Raw genomic sequence first — 15169 nt, 5'->3', positions numbered from 1 at the left:
TGATGGAGGCCCCGCCCACCTCCAGACACCCGTCATGTCCCCCCGCCCGCTTGAAGCACGTGGAGCCAACACCCATGATCCCGCCCTCATGAATCCCACCTGGATGCTGGAGACGCCCGCCCCGCCCGCGGATACGCGGATTCCCTATGGGGACATCACCCACCAGTTCGGCGATCTGCGGCTGCCCCGAGGAGACGGGCCGCATCCCGTGGTGGTGATGATCCACGGCGGCTTCTGGCGCGCGCGCTATGACCTGGAGCACGTGGGACACCTGTGCGCGGACCTCACCCGGAGGGGCTACGCCACCTGGAGCCTCGAGTACCGGCGCGTGGGCCACCCGGACGGCGGCTGGACGGGCACCTTCGAGGACGTGGCGCGCGGCGCGGACTACCTGCGCACGCTCGCGCATCGCTACCCGTTGGACTTGAAGCGGGTGGTGTTCATGGGCCACTCGGCCGGGGGACACCTGGCGCTCTGGCTCGCGGGGCGGGGCCGCATCAAGGCCCACGAGCCCCTGCACTCGCGAACGCCCCTGGTGCCGCGCGGCGTGGTGTCCCTCGCGGGCGTGGTGGACCTGGAGCGCGCCCACGCGCTGCGCCTGGGCGAGGGCATCGTCGAGTCCCTGCTCGGGGGGACCCCCGCCCAGGTACCCGAGCGCTACCGGCTCGGCTCGCCCTCCGCGCTGCTGCCCCTGGGCGTCAAGCAGGTGCTGCTGCACGGCACCCGGGACAGCACCGTGCCGGTGGAGCTCAGCGAGAGCTACCAGGCGCGCGCCACCGCGCTCGGGGACAGCGCGAAGCTCGTGCGCCTGGAGAACGCGGAGCACTTCGAGGTCATCAATCCGCGCGCCCGCGAGTGGACCCAGGTCGTCGAGGCCGTGGGCTCGCTCGTGTGAGTCAGCTCCGGGCGTGCCGGTCGAGCACGTCCACGAAGCGGTGCACGTCCACGAAGCTGTTGTAGAGCGGCGCGGGCGCGGCGCGGATGACGTCCGGGGAGCGGAAGTCGCAGTGGATGCCCTCCGAGCGCAGCGTCTGCAGCATGCGCTGGGGGTCCTTGCTGAAGCGCAATGACAGGTGCGCCCCCCGCTGCTCGGGGTCTCTCGGGGTGAGGCTGTGCACGAAGCCGGGCGGGAGCCGGTCGAGCAGGAACTCCAGGTAGCCCGTGAGCTTCACGCTCTTCTCGCGCAGGGCGGGCATCGTCGCCCGGTCGAAGAGCTCCAGGGACGCGCGCAGCGCCGCGAGCTGGAGGATGGGCGGATTGGACAACACCCAACCCTCGGCGCCCGGCGTCGGCTCGTGGTCCGGCTTCATCAGGAAGCGCGTCCGCTTGTCATTGCCCCACCAGCCAGCGAAGCGATTCAGCGAGGCGTCGTGCGCGTGGCGCTCGTGGACGAAGGCACCGGCCAGCGCGCCCGGGCCTCCGTTGAGGTACTTGTACGAGCACCACACCGCGAAGTCCGGCCCGTCATCGTGCAGGGACAGCCGCAGGTTGCCCGCGGCGTGCGCCAGGTCGAAGCCCACGCGGCAGCCCTGGGCATGCGCGGCGCGGGTGATGGCCGCCATGTCGAACGCCTGGCCGTTGAGGTAGTTCACGTTGCCGAACAGCACCAGGGCGATCTCCTTCCCGCGCCGCTCCAGCACCTCGAGGATGTCCTCGGTGCGCAGCACGTCCTCGCCCTCGCGCGGCGCGAGGGGAATCACCGTCTGGGCCGGGTCATACCCGTGGTGGCGCACCTGCGAGGCCACCGCGTATTGATCCGAGGGGAAGGCGCTCGCCTCCATGAGGATCTTCGAGCGCTCGAGCGTGGGCCGGTAGAAGGACACCATCATCAGGTGGAGGTTGACGGTGAGGGTGTTCATCACCACGACCTCGAGGGGCCTGGCCCCCACCACGCGCGCCATCTGCTCGCCGAGCGACAGGTGGTACTCCATCCACGGCCGCGAGCCCTTGAAGTGACCGTCCACGCCCAGCGTGGCCCAGGCGTCCATGGCCTCCAGGACGTACTGCTGGGCCTTGCGCGGCTGCAGGCCCAGGGAGTTGCCCAGGAGGTAGAGCTCGGCTCCGTCCCCGTGGCGGGGGAAGAGGAATTCCTCACGGAAGGCGCGCAGGGGATCCTCCGCGTCCATCCGCCGGGCGAACGCCTCACCGGCCTCGTACCGCGTCGCTTCACCGCTCATCGATCTGATCTCCTCACCGGAGGGCCCGGAGCCCCTTGCGCGAACCGGGCGACCTGGAAGCTCGAATAGCACGGGCCCCGGGCCAGGGCATCCGGACGGGTCGTGACGTCAATCCAATCCTCGACGCCGCAGGGGCAACCGGACGTGGAAGGTGCTTCCCTCGCCCTCGATGCCCCCCGGACTCGGCCCAGATACGGCCACCGTGCTGCGCGATGATGCCCTGGGAGATGGTCAACCCCAAGCCCAGGCCCCCGTAGCGCGCCCCGTGGGCCTGTCCAAAACGCTCGAAGATGAGCGCCAGCTTCTCCGCCGGGATTCCCACGCCCTCGTCCCGAACCCAAAGCGGCCTCGAAGCCATCCATGCCGGGCATCTGCACATCCAGCAGGATGAGGGCGAAGTCCTCGCGCAACAGGCGCAGGAGAGCCTCGTCGCCCGAGTGGGCCTTCACCACCTCGCCCAGGTCATCCAGCGTGGCCTCCAGGGCGAGCAGGTTGGGGGCATGGTCGTCGACGACCAGGATGCGCGCACGCGGCGGTTCCGCTCGCGCCTCGCGCTGTCCATTTCCGCGTGCGTCCGCCGTCCAGGTCGTCTCCCAGACACTTCTCGCGATCGTCCTTGAGGGCCCTCGCCCTCAGAGGGATGCCTGGACTACGAGCCGTCGGCCAGGAACTTCCGGCGCAGCTCGGGGCCAGGGATGGCGCACGCCTCGTACTTGCCGACGAGCCGGTAGCGATTCCGGGCCACCCCGTCGTAGAGCACGTCGCCCAGCGGCCTGGGGATGAGACCCATCAGGAAGGCCAACACCTTCCAGCCACCGCCCAATTCCTTGAGCACCGCGCGCACGGCGCCGTACTTCCACGAAAGCCGCTCCTCCGGGGTGCCGTGTCCGAGCAGCAGGTACACGCCGTCCAGGGAGGCCGCGTCCCTGCCGTAGCGGGCCAGCGTCTCGTGGGCGAGCGGGCTCTGGAGCGCGGCGAAGAGGAAGACGTCCCGCTTGTCCCGGTGGTGGATGAAGTGCACCGTGTGGTTGCACATCACGCAAACGCCATCGAAGAACAGCACGTGCTTCGGAGTGCTCACCTTCGCCTCCCTCGGAGAAACAGTGCGAACCATGTCATAACCCTGGAGAGGCCGTCCCGGGACTCCCGAGAGAGGACGCGTCTCCAGGAAGGATGAGCGGCGATGATCCGACCCATGCGGGAAGCGCTGACGGCGGAGGCCTTCGCGGGATATGGCGAGGTGGTGGAGGTCCCCGAGACCGGCGGGCGCATCATTAATAGTGGCACGGCGTGGCGCTACGACGACGTGGCGGCCCTGGCGCTCGATCGGGAAGGAGGCCGCGCCCTGCTCAGCCTCTTCCGGGTGCAACCCGCGCTCTTCCCGCTGCGCTGCACCCGGCTGGAGCGCCACCCGCTGTCCAGCCAGCTCTTCCTCCCGCTCGGAGAGAGGCCCTTCCTCGTCGTGGTGGCCCTGGGACGCGACGCCCCGGACCCCGCCACGCTGCGCGTCTTCGTCACCAATGGCCACCAGGGCGTCAACTACGCGCCGGGCACCTGGCACCACCCGACGCTCGCCCTGGAGGTGGAGACCGACTTCCTCGTGCTCGGGCGCAAGGACACCCACCCCGCGGACAACTGCGATGAGGTGCCCTTCCAGGGGGATGCCGTCTTCGAGCTGACGTGAGGTGCGTGCCGCCCGTCACCGGGGCGACAGCGTGAGGGACGTCTCGGACACCACCCGGCCCTGGGTGTCCACGAAGCTCGCGCGGACCTTCAAGGGCGCCGCGAGCCAGCCCCCCTGGACGGGCGTGCTGTGGGGGAGCGGCACGTCCACGCCCGGCGTCACCGGGGCCGCGGGGCCCTCGGACGGGAAGAAGCGCAGGGGCTCGCCGGACGGGCCCGCCGCCTCCACCCTCAGCCGCGCCGCCTCCGGAGCCGTGTAGCTGAACTGCACCGCGTCGCCCTCGCCACACGCGAGCGCCCCACCTGGGCTCGCCTCCGCGAGCACGCGCCCCCCGGGCCCGACACAGAAGGCCCGGAGGCCCCAGGCGCTCGTGCCCGAACCGCCCCGCGCCTGCCATTCGGACTCCGGCGCGCGCAGCCGCGGCACCACCCACACCAGCGCCACCGCGGCCACCGCCAGCCCCACCAACGAGGGCAGGAGGAACGAGGGCAGCGAGAAGCGCTTGTGCCCGGACGGACGCACGGCCCCGGGCGCCGTGGCCAGCCGCGCCAGGAGCTCCTGTTCCAGGAGCGCCCGTCGGTGCTCGGGCAGGGCGCGCTTCTCCAGCGCGGAGTCCACCCGGCTCAACCGCTCGTAGACCTCGCGGCACTCCGCGCACCTGGCCACGTGCTCGCGCAGGCGGGAGAAACCCCCGGCGTCCAGTCCGCCCTCGAAGAGCGCCCGCAGGGCCTGCTTCGCCCGCGGGTCCGTGCATGGGCTCATGACTGGCCTCGCCGCTTGAGGAAACTCCACCCCTTGACCTCGATGCCCTCGAGGTACCCCCGCGACTGCAGGAACTCGAGCAGCCGGGTCTTCAACCCCAACTCCCGGCGCCGCACCTGGATGCGCGTCATCCCCAGGCGCTCCGCCGCGCTCTCCTGGGCCACCCCCTCCTCGCCGAAGCGCATCTCGAAGAGCCGCCGCTCCTCCGGGGACAGCCCGTCCTTGAAGCTCGCCAACAGTCCCTCCACTTCCTGATCCTCCAACACTCCCGCCGAGCCCGCCGCCTCCTCCGCCGCCATCTCGCCCACCTCCTCGAAAGGCTCCAGCCCCACCGCCACCTCGCGCTGGCGCGCCTGCTCCAGCAGCACGTTGCGCGCGATGCCCATCAGGAAGTGCTGGTACGGGCGCAGCCCGTCGTAGGCCAGCCGCGTCCTCGGCTCGAAGGCCCTCGCGAACGTCTCCAGCACCGCGTTCTCCACCTCCAGGGCACCCCGGAACGGGCCCCCGCCCCGCGTCCGCCAGGCCATGCCCCGGAGCATCCTGGCCAACCCCTCCGCATGCGCCCGGTACACCCGTCCCATCGTCTCCGGATCGCCGTCGCGGAAAGCCTGTAATGTCCGTGCGTCCCACTCCATCACCTCGGCCACTTAGCGTGCCCCGCCTCCCGCGTCATCCGTCCCCGCTGACCCCAGTTGTCCGCGGCGGCGGGGGTTGGATCACTTCCTGAGAAAAAAGGCGGCGGAGGTTGGCCAGAGGACAGAGGAGCGGCCGGGCACCCATTTTCCGGGTTTTTCCAGACCACCCTTGCTCCGTCCCGCGTCTCCCGGGGACACTCCAGGCTCCATGCGACTGCTTCGATGTGCCCTGGCGGCCGGCTGCGCGGTGTTCCTCGGGGGCTCCACCGCGAGCGCCGCGCCCGAGCGGCCCGCCTACGCGCTCATCCTCGCCAACAACACCGGGACGGAGCCCCAGCAGGCGCCGTTGCGCTATGCCGACGATGACGGGGCGCGCTACCACGAGTTGTTGGCGCCGAGGACGAAGGAGGCGGTGCTGCTGACGGTGCTGGACGCCGACACGCAGGCCCTGCACCCGGGGCTCGCCGCCCGCACGGCCCCGCCCACCCGCGCCGCGCTCCGGGACGCGCTCGCCCGGCTCAACGCGCGCATGGCCGCGGACAAGGCCCGGGGCGCCGAGCCCGTGCTCTATTTCGTCTTCACCGGCCACGGCAAGCGCGGGCCCGCGGGTGAGGGCGCGGTGAGCCTGCTCGATGGGGCCTTCACCCGGACGGACCTGTACACCCAGGTGCTCGCCTCCAGCACCGCGAGCCGCATCCACCTCATCGTGGACGCGTGCGACTCGTACTACTTCGTCAACTCGCGGGGCGCCTTGCCCGTGGCGCCCGCCCAGGCGGTGGCGGTCCGGGAGACGCTCGCCGCGCGGGAGCTCTCGCGCTACCCGCATGTGGGCGCGGTGCTGTCCACCACGCGCGAGCAGGAAAGCCACGAGTGGAGCGCCATCCGCTCGGGCGTGTTCAGCCACCAGGTGCTCTCCGCGCTCGCGGGCGCCGCGGACGTCAACGCGGACGGACGGGTGGAGTACTCGGAGCTGAGCGCCTTCATCGCCGCGGCCAACCAGGGCGTGGACGACGTGCGGGGCCGGCTCGAGGTGTCCATCCAACCGCCCGCGCTGGACCGGAACGCGCCCCTGGTGGACCTGGGGGACCGCTCGCGCCTGGGCTTCCTGTTGATGCCGCCGGGGCTCGAGGGCCGGGTGTGGGTGGAGGACGCCCGGGGGCTGCGCGTGGCGGAGCTGAACAAGGAGCGCGAGCGCTCGGTGGTGCTGGGACTGCCCGCCACCCAGCGCTACTTCCTGCGCTCGACGGGGCGGGAGGCGCCCTTCCATTTCTCCCGCGAGGGCGCGGTGGTGGACGCGGGCGGCCTCGCCTGGAGGGAGAACACCTTCGCCGCGCGGGGCGCCGTGGAGGACGCCTTCCGCGACCGGCTCTTCTCCGTGCCCTTCGGGCCGCGCTTCTACCAAGGCTACATGGCCAGCATCGGGCAGTCGCCCGTGGCCGACGAGCAACAGCCGGATCTCTCGCCATGAGCCTCCTGTCCCTCGCGCTCACGCTCGTGCTCACCCAGGCCTCCTGCCCGCCGGGGGAGCGCGTGGTGCTGGTGCCCCTGCAACCCGTGGTGCTCTCCTCGGCCGAGGCCCGCCAGGTGGAGGAGACCGTGCGCCGGGCGGTGGAGGGCCTGCCGGGCACGTGTCTGGAGCCGCGCGCGGACACGGTGGCGCGGCTGCGCGCGCGGGGCGGACGGCTCGCGGGCTGCTCGGACGCGGCGTGCCGGGGCGCGCAGGTGCTGGCGCTCGGGGCGGACCGGCTGGTGCGCGGGACGGCGCTCGGGGTGGGCGGCGCGCGCGGCGTGGCGCTCACCGTGGTGGATCGCGAGGGCCTGGAATCACATGCCACGCTCGAGCTCTCCCCGGAGGCCCCGAAGGAGGACGAGGCGCGGCTGCGCGAGGCGTTCCAGGGCTCGTGGGGACGCCAGAGCGCGCCCCCGCGGGTGACACGAGGCCCCTGGCCCCAGGTCCTCTGGGCCGCGGGGGGCGTGGCGCTCGCGGCGGGCGTGGGCTTCGGGCTGGCGGCGCGGCACACCCAGTCGGTGCTGTCCACCGGGAGCGCGGGCTGCACGGGCGAGGGCCCCGCCTTCCGCGACTGCTTCGCCCGTCAACTCCAGCAGGGACGCACGCGCGCGCGCGCGGCCAATGCACTGTGGGGAGCGGGCGCGCTGCTGGGCGTGGGAGGCACCCTGCTCTTCGTCTGGGAGACGCCATGAGCCGCTGGCTTCCGGGAGCAGCGCTGCTGCTGGCCGTGGGCGCGTGTGTCTTCGCGCCGGACTTCTCGCGCTACCCCGCCTGTGATGACCAGGGCGGGTGCCCCTCGGGCTTCACCTGCCTCGCTCCGGAAGGCCTCTGCCTGCCGGACTGTGGCGCGCTCGGGCCCTGTCCCCTCGAGGAGCCCCCGGCGCCGGACAGCGACGGTCCCGGGGCCGACGCCGGCGCCGATGCCGGAACGGACGCGGGCGCCGAACCCCCGCCGGATGGAGGCCAGGACGGGGGGGAGGAGGTTCCTCCGCTCCTGCTCGGAGCCGAGCGGCCTCCGGACGGAGTGACGGAGGAGGGCTTCTCCTTCACCTTCCAGGTCCAGGGAGGCACGCCGCCCTACCACTTCACCACCGCCGACGTGCTACCCGCGGGCCTCACCCTCGACGGAGCGAGGGGCATCCTCTCCGGCACGCCCTCGGGCGACGGCGACTTCTCCTTCACCCTCGAGGTGAGGGATGAGGCCGCCCCGGAGCCGCGGCGCGTGAGCCAGGCCCTCTCCGTGCGCATCCACCCGGTGCTGCGGGTGGCCGGGCCGCTCATCCTCGCGGACGTCCCGAGCGGCCGGGCCTACACGGAGCGGATTCCCGCCCTCGGAGGCAGGCCGCCCTACACCTTCGAGCTCTCGGCGGGCAACGCCCTCCCCACGGGCCTCGCCCTGTACGAGGACGGCTCGGTCCGGGGCACGTCGAACGCGTCGGGGGCCGCGTCCTCCTTCGAGGTCCGGGTGACGGACTCCGCGCGGCCTCCGCGAAGCGCCACCCGGAACCTGCAAATCACCCCCAGCACCTGCGCGCCGGCCACCCTGTGCATCCGCACCCGCTCCCTCCCCGACGCACGCCAGGGCGAGGCCTACAGCTACGCGCTCCAGGCCAACACCAATACGCTCGCTCCCTCCTGGAAGCTGGAAAAGGGGCCACTGCCCCCGGGCCTCCAACTCTCCCCGGAGGGCGTCCTGTCCGGCGCGCCCACCCAGGCGGGCAGCTTCCAGTTCACCGTCTGCATCACGGAGTGGCTGGGGACGGTGTTCGGCACCCGGAGCCTGTCGCTGACCCTCAAGGTCCACTGAGCCGGAATATCCGGAAAAAGTTTTTTAATCGGGTTTGATCCAATCACCGGTTTTCCCGCCAATACCTATTGAAGGCGCGATGGCGAACCGGAACCCCCTCCGGCAGCCCCGCGGCTCTTCCTACCCGGAGAAGACCATGACCCCCCGTTCCCTCAAGCGTTTCCTCGTTGGCGCCGCGCTCGTTGCCTCGACCGTCCCCGGAATGGCCCTGGCGGGCACGACCTGCGTGTATGTGATTGGCCAGGTCGGTGGTCAGACGGTCACCACGCCGGCCTTCCCCATCCACATCCCGGGCAGCCTGGCCCTGGCGCAGCCGGTGAAGGTGCACCTGGATGAGACGGCGCAGAACATCCTCGGCTACTCGCTGAACCTGCCGGGCCTGGATCTGATCACCGAGGGCTCGCCGATCTTCTCCATCCCGGAAATCAACGAGACCATCCCCAGCTTCAGCCTCAACATCCCGCTCATCAACCTGACCCGCTACCGCTGCGTGGATGTGTCGGGCGTGACGGTCCCGGCCATCCCCTACTACATCCCCGGCTCGGCCTTCACGGTGCCCGGCGGCTTCGTGGACGTGGGCGACCTCTACTTCAACCTGACGGGCCACGAGTTCACCGTGCCGGGCAAGCTGCTCACCTTCAATGGCAAGCAGATCGTCTTCCCCGAGCAGAGCGGCACCATCCCCGCCATCCCGGTGACCACGCCCGACATGAGCCTCACCTTCAACCTCAACAACATCCCCGTCGTGTCGAAGTACCTGCAGCCCCAGGGTGACTGATCGCACGGGCGCCGAGACAAGCCGGCTCCACTCCAAAAGAAACCCGCGGCCCATCGGCCGCGGGTTTTTTCGTTGAGCACCCGGCGTGCCGGCTACACCACCGCACGCCGTCTGGCTCGAGACAGGTGCTCCTCACCATTCTCCACGAAGCGCCGCACCAGTTCCTCCCGGCCTTGCTTCCCGTGCTGTACGCGGTAGGCCAGCTCGGAGGGCAGCAGCGTCTTGACGGTGACAAGCCGCACCTCACCCGCCGGAGTCGCGAAGTGCCGGGGAAGGGTGTTCGATGCCAGTCCGAGCAGCACGCCCACCCGACCCTCTTGGGTGACGAGGGACCTGGGCATTTCCTTTCCCGACACCTCCATGGTCAGCTGGCCCGTCAGAGCGGCGGTGCGCACTCGCTCATGTTCCGCGACTTCGTTCGCCACGCGCTGGAGGACCCCGAGGGCCCAACTCCCCTGAACATCCTGGACAGGCTCGTCGGTTTCGATGGCGAGTTCCAAGCCGAAGCCCACGGACGGCGCCTCGTGTCCAGGGAAGGGATCGGAGAGGCCATCCGTCACCAGCAGGAGCCGTCGCATCGCACGGTGGATGACGCGCCAAGCCCGCCGTTGGCCCGGCCACTCAGGACCCACGGAGACAATCGGCACAATGGCTGCTTCCTCCAGTTCGCCGAGGGTGCGCCAGGCGGCTTCGCGTGCGGCATCCGCCTGCCGCAGCCAGTCCATGTGTGAACGCGCCAGTGGTTGCGGCTCGACGCTCTGGCGTCCGGGGCCCGTGACCTCTCGGAAGTCGAGCCCCGTGGCACCGGTGCGCTCAAGGGCCTCCTTCACGTCGCTGGCGACGATGAGAGCCACTCTCCACCCCGAGGGACGGAAAACCTTGGCATCGGCGACCTGGGAGGGGTCGATGCGCATCCCGTATACATCCCGGTACTGCCCGACCTTTTCGGGCCGCCCATCCTCCGGTTTCCAGTACAGCACTTCCGTGGACGCCTCGTCGTCAATGCACTTCACGAGGCGCGCGACGTTGACCAGGAAATAGGCCTCCGGCCGCGACTGCACTTCCACGGGGAAGAGTTGGACGTCACCCGGAGCCAGCTCGGCCAGGACACGGGCCACCTTTTCGGTGACCACGGGAATGGCTCCTGGGTCGACCCGTGTGAAATCGAGCGGAGTGCCGGGGTGGTGGACAGGAACTCGAAGGAGACCGTTAAAGCGAGTGGGCTCCCCGCTCATGAACCGCCGCGTGCGCACTTCCTCCCCCCGCTCATCCAGCGGGTTTCCCAACAACCAGCGGTCTGGGCTGGTCATGTCCTCGGTCAGCTCGAAATACCTCTGCGCCATGCCGCTCTCCTCGCCTCACTGAGCCCCGGTCACCAGTTTGTTGAGTTCGGAGCCCACCTTCTTGAGTTCTCCGGCCAGCATCCCCAATTCCCGCGTGAGCGCATCCCGGCACTGCGCCGTGGTCTGGCAGTCCTCCACCGCCTCCGCGAGACGTTGATAGATTCGCTCATGGTACGCCTTCGGGTGGGGCCCCTTGTGGCCTGGGACGCGAACCTTGTTCGCCGTGTCCTCCATCGACATGTCGGCCTTGTCGAAGAACTTCTTGAGTTTTGGCGTCCAGGGCCCGCCCCGATGGGAGGACTTCTCGTTCTCCACGGTGGCGATGTGATGGAGCTCCCCTTCCTCTCCATCCGCCTGCTGCATGGCGAGGAAGGCACCCGAGCCGGAGGGAAGCGTCAGAATGAGTCTGCCCTCGACCACGGACACGGACGTCGCTTCGGATGCCGCTGCTGGCAGACGGAAGCGGCCCATGGTAGCGGCGTTCCGCATGGCCTGGGGGAAACCTGGCAGCCCGCTTCCCGTCATGGCCTCGTTGCCCTTGGTCCCCGCCCTCCAAGTGGCGAGGATGATGAGAACGCGCAGGGTGTTGGGCCCCAGCACCTGGGCGTATCTCTCGCTCGCGTCGCGCAGTTCGAGGAACGTGCTGGCGGCGTCCGCTTCGTCCCAGAGTTGTTTCGTGGCGGAAATCAACCCCCAGAACTCATGGCCGAGATAGCTCCAGAGAAAGAGGGTCATCGCCAGCGCGAGGCCCTTGGAGATGGGCTCCGGCGCCATGAGCACGACGAGATAGAGGGAGAGGCCGGTGAGCAGAGCCGTCATGGCGTGCTCGGAGAAGTCCTGGAGGGCCCCCGTGGCCGCATCCACCGCGGGGGTGAGTGCGAGGCCGAGAGCCAGCGCGAATCTATCCTGGTGACTGAGGGTGGTGTCGTGCGAGCCATCCCCGAGGAGCCAGAAGCAGTCCCCGGGCGACCCGCGCCGTTCGCACAGGCGCGCGTAGCCTCGCTCGATGCTGGAGTCCACGCCACCCGGGGACCAGGAGGCCAGCACCCAGTGGCCGGCCAGCGGTCTGGCGAGGTGGGTTGCAACCCGCAGAGGCACCTCCAGGACGAGCTGCGAGAAGGCTTCGCGAAACTCCGCGTCCGAAACCCGCACGGGTGCGAAGTCGCTCCTGGAGACGAGGGTGACGTACTCCTTGGGTGCCGGAGGGGGCGTGAGCGAGTCATGGCGGTAGCCCGCCAGGAGGCTGCCCCGAGGGGCGCCCGTGACGCACGCGGACTGGAGGAAGAGGACGAGGAGAAACCATCCGCCAAGCAGGGGACTCAACCGTGCGCAAGAAGGACGCGGACCGACAAGCCGGGTGGACACGGCGCACCTCCGGAAGCGACGCGACGTGAATCCATCGCACCGGAATTACGTGGAAACGCGGGTGCGCCCGTCAAGCTGCCCCCGGAGCATGACGAAAGAGCGATGACGTGGGACCTCCAGGCCACGAACCAGGAGGATTCTTCCCGGGACGGCACCCTGAAGACCATTTTGAGGGGTTTCAACGCGCCAACGGACTATACGGGCAGCGCCGAGGGGGACCGACTCGTTCCGGTCCCGCGGCAGTCGCGGTACCCACGGCCCACGGCGCCGGGCTCTTGCCCCCTCGGCGCCGTGGGCTTCTTCACGCCCGGCCGCTGCCCCTCGGACCAAGGGCCCCCGAAGTGGCGCCCCCCGAGGGTCGGATATAGTGCCGCCCCATGTTCCTGAAGACGCGTCACACAGTCGGGCTCACCCTGCTGTTCTGCTACCTCGTGGCCTGGCTGGATCGCATGGCCATCAACATGACCCTGCCGTACATGGCGCAGGACTTCGGGCTCGGACCCGAGAAGCTCGGCTGGGTGCTCAGCGCCTTCTTCCTGGGCTATTCGCTGTCGCAGGTGCCCGGCGGGATGATGGCGGACCGGGTGGGCCCCCGGCGCGTCATCCTCGCGGCCCTGGTGTGGTGGTCCTTCTTCACCGCGGCCACGGGCGTGGTGGGGGGCCTCGCGAGCCTGCTCGTGGTGCGCTTCCTCTTCGGCCTGGGCGAGGGCGTGTTCCCCGCGGCGGTGTGGAAGGTCATCGGCCAGTTCTTCTCCAAGAAGGACCGCGGCACCGCCAACGCCATCATCCTGTCCTCCGTGGCGCTCGGGCCCGCCATCTCCATGATGCTCCTGGCCCAGATGCTGCCCGAGCTCGGCTGGCGCAAGAGCTTCCTCGTGCTCGGGGCCGCGGGCGCCCTGTGCGTGTTCGCCGCGTGGTGGAGCGTGGCCGACTCGCCCGAGAAGCACCCGCGCATGGCGCGCGAGGAGCTGGAGCAGTTCGAGCGCGACACCCGCTCGGAGGCGGCCAACTCCGAGCAGACGCTCGATCGCGGCAGCTTCGGGGACCTCCTGCGCTCGCCGGCCATCTGGGTGCTCTTCTTCGTGGCGCTCATCTACAACCTGACCATGTACGGCTGGCTCAACTGGCTGCCCAAGTACCTCATGGAGGTCAAGGGCCTGAGCCTGGGCAAGACGGGCGTGCTCGGCTCGCTGCCCTTCCTGTTCGGCGGCGCGGGCTGCATGCTGGCCGGCTACGTGTCGGACCGGTGGTTCCGCGGCCGGCGCAAGTGGCTCGTCCTGGGCTGCCAGGTGGTGGGCGGCGCGTGCCTCTACCTCTTCACCCGCATCGAGGATCCGGTGCAGTACATGGTGGCCCAGTGCGTCGCGGGCTTCCTGCTGTTCATGGCCGCGGGCGCCATCTGGGCCCTGCCGATGATCCTCGTGCCCACGCGGCTGATGGGCGCGGGCTCGGGCTTCATCAACACCGGCGGGCAGATTGGCGGCTTCCTCACCAACATCCTCATCGGCTACGTCATCAAGTGGAGTGACAACGACGCCGGCGCGGGCTTCCAGGTGATGCTCGGCGCGCTGGTGGTGGCGGCCGTCCTCGTCGGCGTGGGCATCCGCGAGCGCCCCGCCGTCCCGGCCTCCACCCCCAACCCCTTGTCTCCCGCCACGGGAGGTGGCGCATGACGACCTCGACCCTTCCCCTGGCCCCCATGCCCCCGGGACACTGGCTCCTGGGCCACCTGCGCGAGCGCGAGACGAATCCCCTCGGCCTCTTCCTGCGCGGCCGCGAGCAGTTGGGGGACGTGGTGCGCTTCCGCATGGGCCCGCAGTACGTGGAGCAGCTCGCGCACCCGGATCACGTCAAGCACGTGCTCGCCGACGCGAGCGCCCGCTACACCAAGGGCTCCATCTTCGCCAAGACGCGCCCGCTGGTGGGCAACGGCCTGCTCACGGCCGAGGGCGAGTTCTGGAAGCGCCAGCGCCGGCTGTCCCAGCCCGCCTTCCACAAGGACCGTCTGGCCACGCTCGCGGGCGTCATCACCCAGACCGCCACCGAGGCGATCGCGGGCTGGGAGGCTCCGGTGGCGGCGGGCACGCCCGTGCCGGTCTTCACCGAGATGATGCGGCTGACGCTCAACGTGGTGGTGCGCGCGCTCTTCGGCCTGGACGTGGCCGGACAGACCCAGCTCATCGGAGACGCCTTCACCCAGGCGCTCGAGGTGACCAACCGGCGCATCATCTCGCCCCTGCCCTACGTGCCGTGGTTCTACCGGCTGCCCACGCGGGACAACCGCCTCTTCCAGCGGGCCATGGACACGCTCCACCACACCGTCGAGGGACTCATCGCCCAGCGCCGGGCCCAGGCCCGCGATGGCCAGTCACCGCCGGGCGAGGATCTGCTCGGCATGCTGATGACGGCGTGCGACGCGGACACGGGCGATGCCTTCGACGACCTGCAGCTGCGCGACGAGGTGATGACGCTGATGCTCGCGGGCCATGAGACGACGGCCACCTCGCTCGCGTGGACCTTCCACCTGCTGGAGCAGAACCCCGAGCAGGAGGCGCTGATGCACGAGGAAGTGGATCAGGTGCTCGGCGGGCGCACGCCCACGCTCGAGGACCTGCCCAAGCTGCGCTACACGGGCTGTGTCTTCGAGGAGGCCATGCGGCTCTACCCACCCATCTGGGCCCTGCCGCGCACGCCCCACGAGGACGACGAGGTGGGGGGCTTCCGCATCCCCAAGGGCGACATCGTCCTGCTCGTGCCCTACGTCACCCACCGCCACCCGGAGTTCTGGCCGGATCCCGAGCGCTTCGATCCCACGCGCTTCCTGCCGGAGGCGAGCCGGCAGCGGCCCCGCTGGGCCTACCTGCCCTTCGGCGGAGGCCAGCGCCAGTGCATCGGCAACAACTTCGCGATGATGGAGGCGCAGTTCATCCTCGCCATGGTGGCCCAGCGCTTCCGCCTGCGCGGCGTGCCCGGAGTCCCCGTGGAGCCCGAGCCCCTCGTCACCCTGCGGCCGAAGGGGCCCCTGCCCATGCATGTCCACCGCCGCCAGGGCAAGTCCCGGACCCACCTCGCCTCCTCCGCCTAGCCGCCGGAGGCAAGGCCCGGGGA

14 protein-coding genes and 2 pseudogenes are annotated in these 15169 nt (G+C 70.3%); 8 read left to right on the top strand and 8 right to left on the bottom strand.

Translation table 11 applies throughout. From position 1 onward, the window contains the following. Positions 1–88 precede the first annotated feature (88 nt). Complete coding sequence (locus MEBOL_RS19960; protein WP_095978930.1) at positions 89–895, top strand: alpha/beta hydrolase family protein; 807 nt, start codon at positions 89–91, stop codon at positions 893–895. Between the two features lies 1 nt (position 896). Here the strand turns inward: MEBOL_RS19960 and kynU are convergent, their stop codons facing one another. From kynU to MEBOL_RS19940, 4 genes and pseudogenes are all read right to left on the bottom strand, one after another. Beyond that, on the bottom strand, positions 897–2177 hold the full coding sequence (kynU, locus tag MEBOL_RS19955) for a kynureninase (protein WP_095978929.1): 1281 nt from the start codon (positions 2175–2177) through the stop codon (positions 897–899). A gap of 108 nt (positions 2178–2285) precedes the next feature. Beyond that, positions 2286–2520, bottom strand: a pseudogene (locus MEBOL_RS42340) (sensor histidine kinase); the annotation flags it as partial. 61 nt (positions 2521–2581) lie between these two features. Further along, positions 2582–2638 (bottom strand): annotated as a pseudogene (locus tag MEBOL_RS43020) (hypothetical protein); the annotation flags it as partial. A gap of 188 nt (positions 2639–2826) precedes the next feature. Continuing rightward, a complete protein-coding gene (locus tag MEBOL_RS19940; protein ID WP_157775277.1) occupies positions 2827–3258 on the bottom strand; it encodes a thiol-disulfide oxidoreductase DCC family protein in 432 nt (143 codons plus the stop codon). Between the two features lie 102 nt (positions 3259–3360). On the opposite strand from MEBOL_RS19940, the gene MEBOL_RS19935 reads away from it, so the two are divergent. Continuing rightward, positions 3361–3861 carry an ureidoglycolate lyase gene (locus tag MEBOL_RS19935; RefSeq protein ID WP_095978927.1) on the top strand — a complete coding sequence of 167 codons (501 nt, stop codon included), beginning with the start codon at positions 3361–3363 and terminating at the stop codon, positions 3859–3861. Positions 3862–3876: 15 nt separating this feature from the next. Here the strand turns inward: MEBOL_RS19935 and MEBOL_RS19930 are convergent, their stop codons facing one another. Beyond that, positions 3877–4623, bottom strand: a complete 747-nt coding sequence (locus MEBOL_RS19930) for a hypothetical protein (protein ID WP_095978926.1) — start codon at positions 4621–4623, stop codon at positions 3877–3879. Next, complete coding sequence (locus MEBOL_RS43700) at positions 4620–5150, bottom strand: RNA polymerase sigma factor (RefSeq protein WP_281256670.1); 531 nt, start codon at positions 5148–5150, stop codon at positions 4620–4622. Before MEBOL_RS43700 ends, MEBOL_RS19930 begins: the two co-directional genes overlap by 4 nt. 316 nt (positions 5151–5466) lie before the next feature. Here MEBOL_RS43700 and MEBOL_RS19920 point away from each other — a divergent pair, with 316 nt between their 5' ends. From MEBOL_RS19920 to MEBOL_RS19905, 4 genes are all read left to right on the top strand, one after another. Continuing rightward, positions 5467–6726 (top strand): caspase family protein, encoded by a 1260-nt coding sequence (locus MEBOL_RS19920; protein WP_095978925.1) that lies wholly within the window; start codon positions 5467–5469, stop codon positions 6724–6726. Beyond that, positions 6723–7460, top strand: coding sequence for a hypothetical protein (locus MEBOL_RS19915; protein ID WP_095978924.1), 738 nt, complete (start codon positions 6723–6725; stop codon positions 7458–7460). The genes MEBOL_RS19920 and MEBOL_RS19915 overlap by 4 nt, the downstream gene beginning before the upstream one ends. Next, the gene (locus MEBOL_RS19910) at positions 7457–8575 is read left to right on the top strand and encodes an Ig domain-containing protein (protein WP_095978923.1); all 1119 of its coding nucleotides are present in this window, start codon (positions 7457–7459) and stop codon (positions 8573–8575) included. The genes MEBOL_RS19915 and MEBOL_RS19910 overlap by 4 nt, the downstream gene beginning before the upstream one ends. A 136-nt stretch (positions 8576–8711) precedes the next feature. Continuing rightward, on the top strand, positions 8712–9353 hold the full coding sequence (locus MEBOL_RS19905) for a hypothetical protein (protein ID WP_095982883.1): 642 nt from the start codon (positions 8712–8714) through the stop codon (positions 9351–9353). 92 nt (positions 9354–9445) lie between these two features. Here the strand turns inward: MEBOL_RS19905 and MEBOL_RS19900 are convergent, their stop codons facing one another. After that, positions 9446–10606 carry an imm11 family protein gene (locus MEBOL_RS19900; protein ID WP_342747787.1) on the bottom strand — a complete coding sequence of 387 codons (1161 nt, stop codon included), beginning with the start codon at positions 10604–10606 and terminating at the stop codon, positions 9446–9448. Between the two features lie 105 nt (positions 10607–10711). Then, positions 10712–12061 (bottom strand): AHH domain-containing protein, encoded by a 1350-nt coding sequence (locus MEBOL_RS19895; protein WP_095978921.1) that lies wholly within the window; start codon positions 12059–12061, stop codon positions 10712–10714. 377 nt (positions 12062–12438) lie between these two features. On the opposite strand from MEBOL_RS19895, the gene MEBOL_RS19890 reads away from it, so the two are divergent. Together MEBOL_RS19890 and MEBOL_RS19885 are read left to right on the top strand one after the other, a co-directional pair. After that, the gene (locus MEBOL_RS19890) at positions 12439–13734 is read left to right on the top strand and encodes an MFS transporter (RefSeq protein WP_095978920.1); all 1296 of its coding nucleotides are present in this window, start codon (positions 12439–12441) and stop codon (positions 13732–13734) included. Next, the gene (locus MEBOL_RS19885; RefSeq protein ID WP_095978919.1) at positions 13731–15146 is read left to right on the top strand and encodes a cytochrome P450; all 1416 of its coding nucleotides are present in this window, start codon (positions 13731–13733) and stop codon (positions 15144–15146) included. Before MEBOL_RS19890 ends, MEBOL_RS19885 begins: the two co-directional genes overlap by 4 nt. Positions 15147–15169: the final 23 nt, after the last annotated feature.

Source organism: Melittangium boletus DSM 14713, from assembly GCF_002305855.1.
Taxonomy (GTDB): domain Bacteria; phylum Myxococcota; class Myxococcia; order Myxococcales; family Myxococcaceae; genus Cystobacter; species Cystobacter boletus.
This window is presented reverse-complemented; position numbering and strand designations above follow the sequence as displayed.

Coding starts and splice junctions, on each gene's coding strand:
- MEBOL_RS19960 (WP_095978930.1), top strand. CDS start 89: ATGAATCCCACCTGGATGCTGGAGACGCCCGCCCCGCCCGCGGATACG.
- kynU (WP_095978929.1), bottom strand. CDS start 2,177: ATGAGCGGTGAAGCGACGCGGTACGAGGCCGGTGAGGCGTTCGCCCGG.
- MEBOL_RS19935 (WP_095978927.1), top strand. CDS start 3,361: ATGATCCGACCCATGCGGGAAGCGCTGACGGCGGAGGCCTTCGCGGGA.
- MEBOL_RS19930 (WP_095978926.1), bottom strand. CDS start 4,623: ATGAGCCCATGCACGGACCCGCGGGCGAAGCAGGCCCTGCGGGCGCTC.
- MEBOL_RS43700 (WP_281256670.1), bottom strand. CDS start 5,150: ATGGCCTGGCGGACGCGGGGCGGGGGCCCGTTCCGGGGTGCCCTGGAG.
- MEBOL_RS19920 (WP_095978925.1), top strand. CDS start 5,467: ATGCGACTGCTTCGATGTGCCCTGGCGGCCGGCTGCGCGGTGTTCCTC.
- MEBOL_RS19915 (WP_095978924.1), top strand. CDS start 6,723: ATGAGCCTCCTGTCCCTCGCGCTCACGCTCGTGCTCACCCAGGCCTCC.
- MEBOL_RS19910 (WP_095978923.1), top strand. CDS start 7,457: ATGAGCCGCTGGCTTCCGGGAGCAGCGCTGCTGCTGGCCGTGGGCGCG.
- MEBOL_RS19905 (WP_095982883.1), top strand. CDS start 8,712: ATGACCCCCCGTTCCCTCAAGCGTTTCCTCGTTGGCGCCGCGCTCGTT.
- MEBOL_RS19890 (WP_095978920.1), top strand. CDS start 12,439: ATGTTCCTGAAGACGCGTCACACAGTCGGGCTCACCCTGCTGTTCTGC.
- MEBOL_RS19885 (WP_095978919.1), top strand. CDS start 13,731: ATGACGACCTCGACCCTTCCCCTGGCCCCCATGCCCCCGGGACACTGG.